Raw genomic sequence first — 4,206 nt, forward strand, 5'->3', positions numbered from 1 at the left:
AGAGACGATTCATCACAGAACGCCTGAATTTAAGGCAATTTTACTTGAAGCTCTTGAGAGGTTCAAAAAAATTACCCACCTTCCTGAAGCCGTATTTCTTACAAGCTCCGGGACGGGTGCTATGGAAACGGCCGTAATTAATACCGTTAAGAAAAAAGCACTGACGATTAATGCCGGGAAATTCGGTGAGAGATGGGGTAAAATCTGCGAAGCTTTCAATATTCCTTATAAAGAACTCAAATACGACTGGGATACTCCGGCAAGCGCAGATGAAGTGATAGCGGCTGTAAAAGACGATGAAAATATCGATACCGTATTTATTCAAATCAGCGAGAGTGCCGGCGGGCTTAGACATCCGGTAGAAGAGATTGCGGCTGAACTTGAGCTGATTAGAGATGACATAATCGTAGTGGCTGACGGAATTACGGCTCTTGGAGTCGAGGATATAGACACAAGCAATATCGACATTGTAATAGGAGGAAGCCAAAAAGCGTTTATGCTGCCTCCGGGTCTTGCTATGATAGGGCTTAGTGAAGCGGCTGTTGAGAGAATAGGCAGTGGAAAAGGATTTTATTTTAATCTGGCAAACGAAATAAAAAAACAGCGTGAAGGTACAACCGCTTTTACACCGGCTACAAACCATATAATCGCGTTAAACGAAGTTATGAAAAAGCTTGAAGAAATCGGGCTTGAAAAACATTATGAAAATACGGCACTTAGACATAAAGCCGTAATAGCTGCTGTTGAAGCGATAGGGCTTAGTATTTTCCCTCAGGTTCCCGCTCTTTCTATGGCGGCTGTATATTTTGAAAAAGCCGAAGAGCTTAGGAAAATTTTAAAAACAAAATATGAAGTAAACGTTGCCGGAGGTCAGGATTTTATGAAAGGAAAACTGTTTAGAATAAACAATATGGGAATTATTGAAGATTATAAAATGGAGCATATTTTAAACAGCGTAGAGTGTGCCTTGGATGAACTTGGCATCAGAAAATACGACGGGACTGCTGTAAAAGTTTACAGTAATGAAAAATTAAGGTAGATTATGATATTCGCTCATGATATTCCGGAAGGCGCTAAGCTTTATTTCGGCAAAAAAGCCAAAATAAAAAGGGAAATAGAAAAGCTTGCAAGCGAGGTTTTTGAAAACGAGGAATACGAGGAGATAGTAAGCCCTTATTTTTCGTATCATCAGCTAGAGGCACTGGATGAAAAAGAGCTGATAAGGTTTACGGACTCTGAAAACAGAACGCTGGCGCTAAGAGGCGACAGTTCGATTGATATTATAAGAATAGTTTTAAAAAGATTAAAAAGCGAGGCAAAAAAATGGTTTTATATTCAGCCGGTTTTCCGTGCCCCTTCAACCGAAATAAACCAGATAGGCGCCGAGTGGCTGGAAGGTGCTCTTGCCGATGTTTTAAATACCAATATCAATATTTTAAAAAGACTGAATAAAAATTATCCTCTTATACTTTCCCATATACAAATCCCAAAAACAGTATGTTCTTTAACGGGTCTTGATATTGAAGATATAAAAAAAATGAGAATTTATAAATTCAAAGAGCCTTGGCTTAAAGAACTTTTAAAAGTAAATTCTCCCCGTGAAATAGATTTAAAAAGATTTCCAAACGAAATAGCCACTTATTTAAAAGAGCTTCAGGGGATAAGTAAAAAGATAAAATATGATATTATTTTAGCGCCGCTTTACGTTGCAAATCTTAGATATTATAACGGTATTTTTTACCGGTTTATACATAATAACAACGTAATAGCAAAAGGCGGTGAATACATTGTCGAAGGCATAAAAAGCAGCGGATTTTCAATTTACACTGATAATTTGTTAAAGGATTTGGATGATTGATTTGATTGTCGGGCTTCAATGGGGTGATGAAGGCAAGGGTAAGATAGTAGATTTGGTGGCGAAGAACTATGATATCGTAATAAGAAGCCAGGGAGGCCATAATGCCGGTCATACAGTGGTGGTGGACGGGAAAAAATACGCTCTTCACCTGCTGCCAAGCGGCGTTTTAAATAAAAACGCAACAAACGTAATAGGAAACGGGGTTGTGGTTTATCCCCCTCAGCTTATAAAAGAGATTAAAAATTTCGGCGAAGAGATTAAAAAGAAGCTTTTAATTTCAGATAAGGCCCATATGATTTTAGACCACCATATAGCAATAGACCAGGCAAGAGAAAAATTAAGAGGCAAAAACGCGATAGGCACCACCGGCAGGGGAATCGGTCCCGCGTATGCCGATAAGATAGCAAGAGCGGGTGTGAGAATGGGAGAGCTGAAAGATATTCCAAAACTTCTTGAAAAACTAAGTCATTATTATGAGATGAATAAAGGATATTTCGATTATCTGGGTGTTGAAATTCCAAGCCGCGAAAAGCTTGAAAGTGAACTTAAAGAGTGGCAGGATGAGCTTGGAGATATGATAGTGGATACTACAAAATATCTTTGGGACAATTTTGATAAAAATATGCTACTTGAGGGTGCTCAGGCCACACTTCTTGATATCGACCATGGGACGTATCCTTATGTGACAAGTTCAAATACAATTGCCAGCGGGGCATTAACCGGCAGCGGAATTCCTCCAAAAAAACTTAATAAAGTAATAGGAATAGCAAAAGCATATGCCACAAGGGTTGGAAACGGCCCTTTTCCTACGGAAGATTTAAGCGAGGCGGGAGAGAGAATAAGAAAACAGGGGGCTGAATTCGGAACAACTACCGGAAGGCCAAGAAGATGCGGATGGTTTGACGTGGTTGCTGCAAAATACGCGGTAACGCTTAACGGATGCGATGAGGTGGCTATTATGAAGCTTGACGTTTTGGACGGATTTGATAAGGTAAAAGTATGCATAGCTTACGAAAAAGACAAAAAAGTAATAGACTATTTTCCAAGCGACCTTGAAGGGGTAAAACCCGTATATGTGGAGCTTGAAGGCTGGGATAAAAGCTCTCATGTAAGAGATTGGGAAAAACTTCCCAAAAACGCTAAAAAATATATAAAATTTATAGAAGATAAAATAGGTACTAAAATCAAATACATCTCAACGGGTGCTGAAAGAGACGCGACGATAATTAGATGAAAACGAAATTCGACAGTGTCGTAAAAATAAAAAAACAGCAGGTTGAAAAAATTGAAAACGATATTCAAAAAATAAATTCCTCTATAAAAGAGCTTCAAAACAAAATAGAAGAGCTTAACAAACAGTTCTCTTCTTTTTCTTTACCCGATAAGGGTACTTTTGCCCATATAAGTCAGATAAAACTGCAACAAAATCTTTTAAAAAACGAAATTGAAAATTTAATTTCGCAAATAAATATGCTTAATGCAAGAAAAAACGATTTATTAAACGAACTTAAAAAAGCGCATATGGATTATGAAAAAATGAAATATCTTCAGGCTGAAGAGCTTAAAAAGCAGGTGAAAGAGATGAGATTAAAAGAAGCGAGGGAAATGGATGAAATAGCTATTTTGCTAAGGAATCAGAGTGAACCCAGATAAAGTTTATTTTGTTCAGACCGATACGACTGTCGGGTTTGTGTCTCAAAATTCGAAAAAACTGAACGAAATAAAAAAAAGACCTTTAAATAAACCGGTATTGAGGGAAATTGATTCTTTTAAAACCCTTAAAACTTTTGTAAGGGTTCCGGCTTTTCATAAAAAAAGAGTCCGAAGAGCTTCAAAAACAACGTTTATATATCCGCAAGGAGAGAGTTTCAGGGTTGTAAAAGATAAAAAGCATCTTGAATTTTTAAAAAAATTCACATGGATGTATTCCACTTCGGCAAATTTCCATGGTAAAAAGTTTGATGAAAACTGGGCCAGGGAACATGCAGATATTATAGTGGAGGATAAGAGGGGCTTTTATGAAGGGAAACCTTCCAAAATTTACAGACTCTCTAAAAGAAAAATAAAAAAAATGCGTTAAAGATTAAATAATGAAAAAATATTTGCTTTTAGCCGGTATTATATTTTTTATAAGCGGATGTGCCGTTAAAACAAGACCGGTGTATGCCGTTATTAAAACCCCTAAAATAAAAATGGCGGACCAGGGATTTTTAAAAGAGGGGTTTTTATATAAAAAAATTATCCTTTATAAAGGACTTAAATCTATTGAAATTTCTTTATATCCGCATTCAGTTTGTATGAATAAAGAATGCGTCCCTAAAAGTGTATTTATTGAAAAATTTTTCGGT

General features: G+C 37.0%; 5 protein-coding genes and 1 pseudogene. All 6 read left to right on the forward strand.

Annotated features, from left to right (window positions below; translation table 11 throughout):
- A partial coding sequence (locus tag ACXJH6_RS03785) for a pyridoxal-phosphate-dependent aminotransferase family protein (protein ID WP_456470438.1) occupies window positions 1-1,039 on the forward strand: 1,039 nt, incomplete at its 5' end.
- Window positions 1,040-1,042: 3 nt separating this feature from the next.
- Window positions 1,043-1,858 (forward strand): ATP phosphoribosyltransferase regulatory subunit, encoded by an 816-nt coding sequence (locus ACXJH6_RS03790; protein ID WP_456470439.1) that lies wholly within the window; start codon window positions 1,043-1,045, stop codon window positions 1,856-1,858.
- A complete protein-coding gene (locus ACXJH6_RS03795) occupies window positions 1,845-3,092 on the forward strand; it encodes an adenylosuccinate synthase (RefSeq protein WP_456470442.1) in 1,248 nt (415 codons plus the stop codon). Before ACXJH6_RS03790 ends, ACXJH6_RS03795 begins: the two co-directional genes overlap by 14 nt.
- A complete protein-coding gene (locus ACXJH6_RS03800; RefSeq protein WP_456470440.1) occupies window positions 3,089-3,511 on the forward strand; it encodes a flagellar export protein FliJ in 423 nt (140 codons plus the stop codon). The genes ACXJH6_RS03795 and ACXJH6_RS03800 overlap by 4 nt, the downstream gene beginning before the upstream one ends.
- On the forward strand, window positions 3,498-3,938 hold the full coding sequence (locus tag ACXJH6_RS03805; protein ID WP_456470441.1) for a Sua5/YciO/YrdC/YwlC family protein: 441 nt from the start codon (window positions 3,498-3,500) through the stop codon (window positions 3,936-3,938). The genes ACXJH6_RS03800 and ACXJH6_RS03805 overlap by 14 nt, the downstream gene beginning before the upstream one ends.
- Before the next feature lie 10 nt (window positions 3,939-3,948).
- Window positions 3,949-4,206, forward strand: a pseudogene (locus ACXJH6_RS03810) (hypothetical protein); the annotation flags it as partial.

The sequence above is a fragment of the Caminibacter sp. genome (assembly GCF_053999135.1).

Excerpts from the sequence above, each read along its gene's own strand:
- ACXJH6_RS03790 (WP_456470439.1), top strand. The coding sequence starts at position 1,043 with ATGATATTCGCTCATGATATTCCGGAAGGCGCTAAGCTTTATTTCGGC.
- ACXJH6_RS03800 (WP_456470440.1), top strand. The coding sequence starts at position 3,089 with ATGAAAACGAAATTCGACAGTGTCGTAAAAATAAAAAAACAGCAGGTT.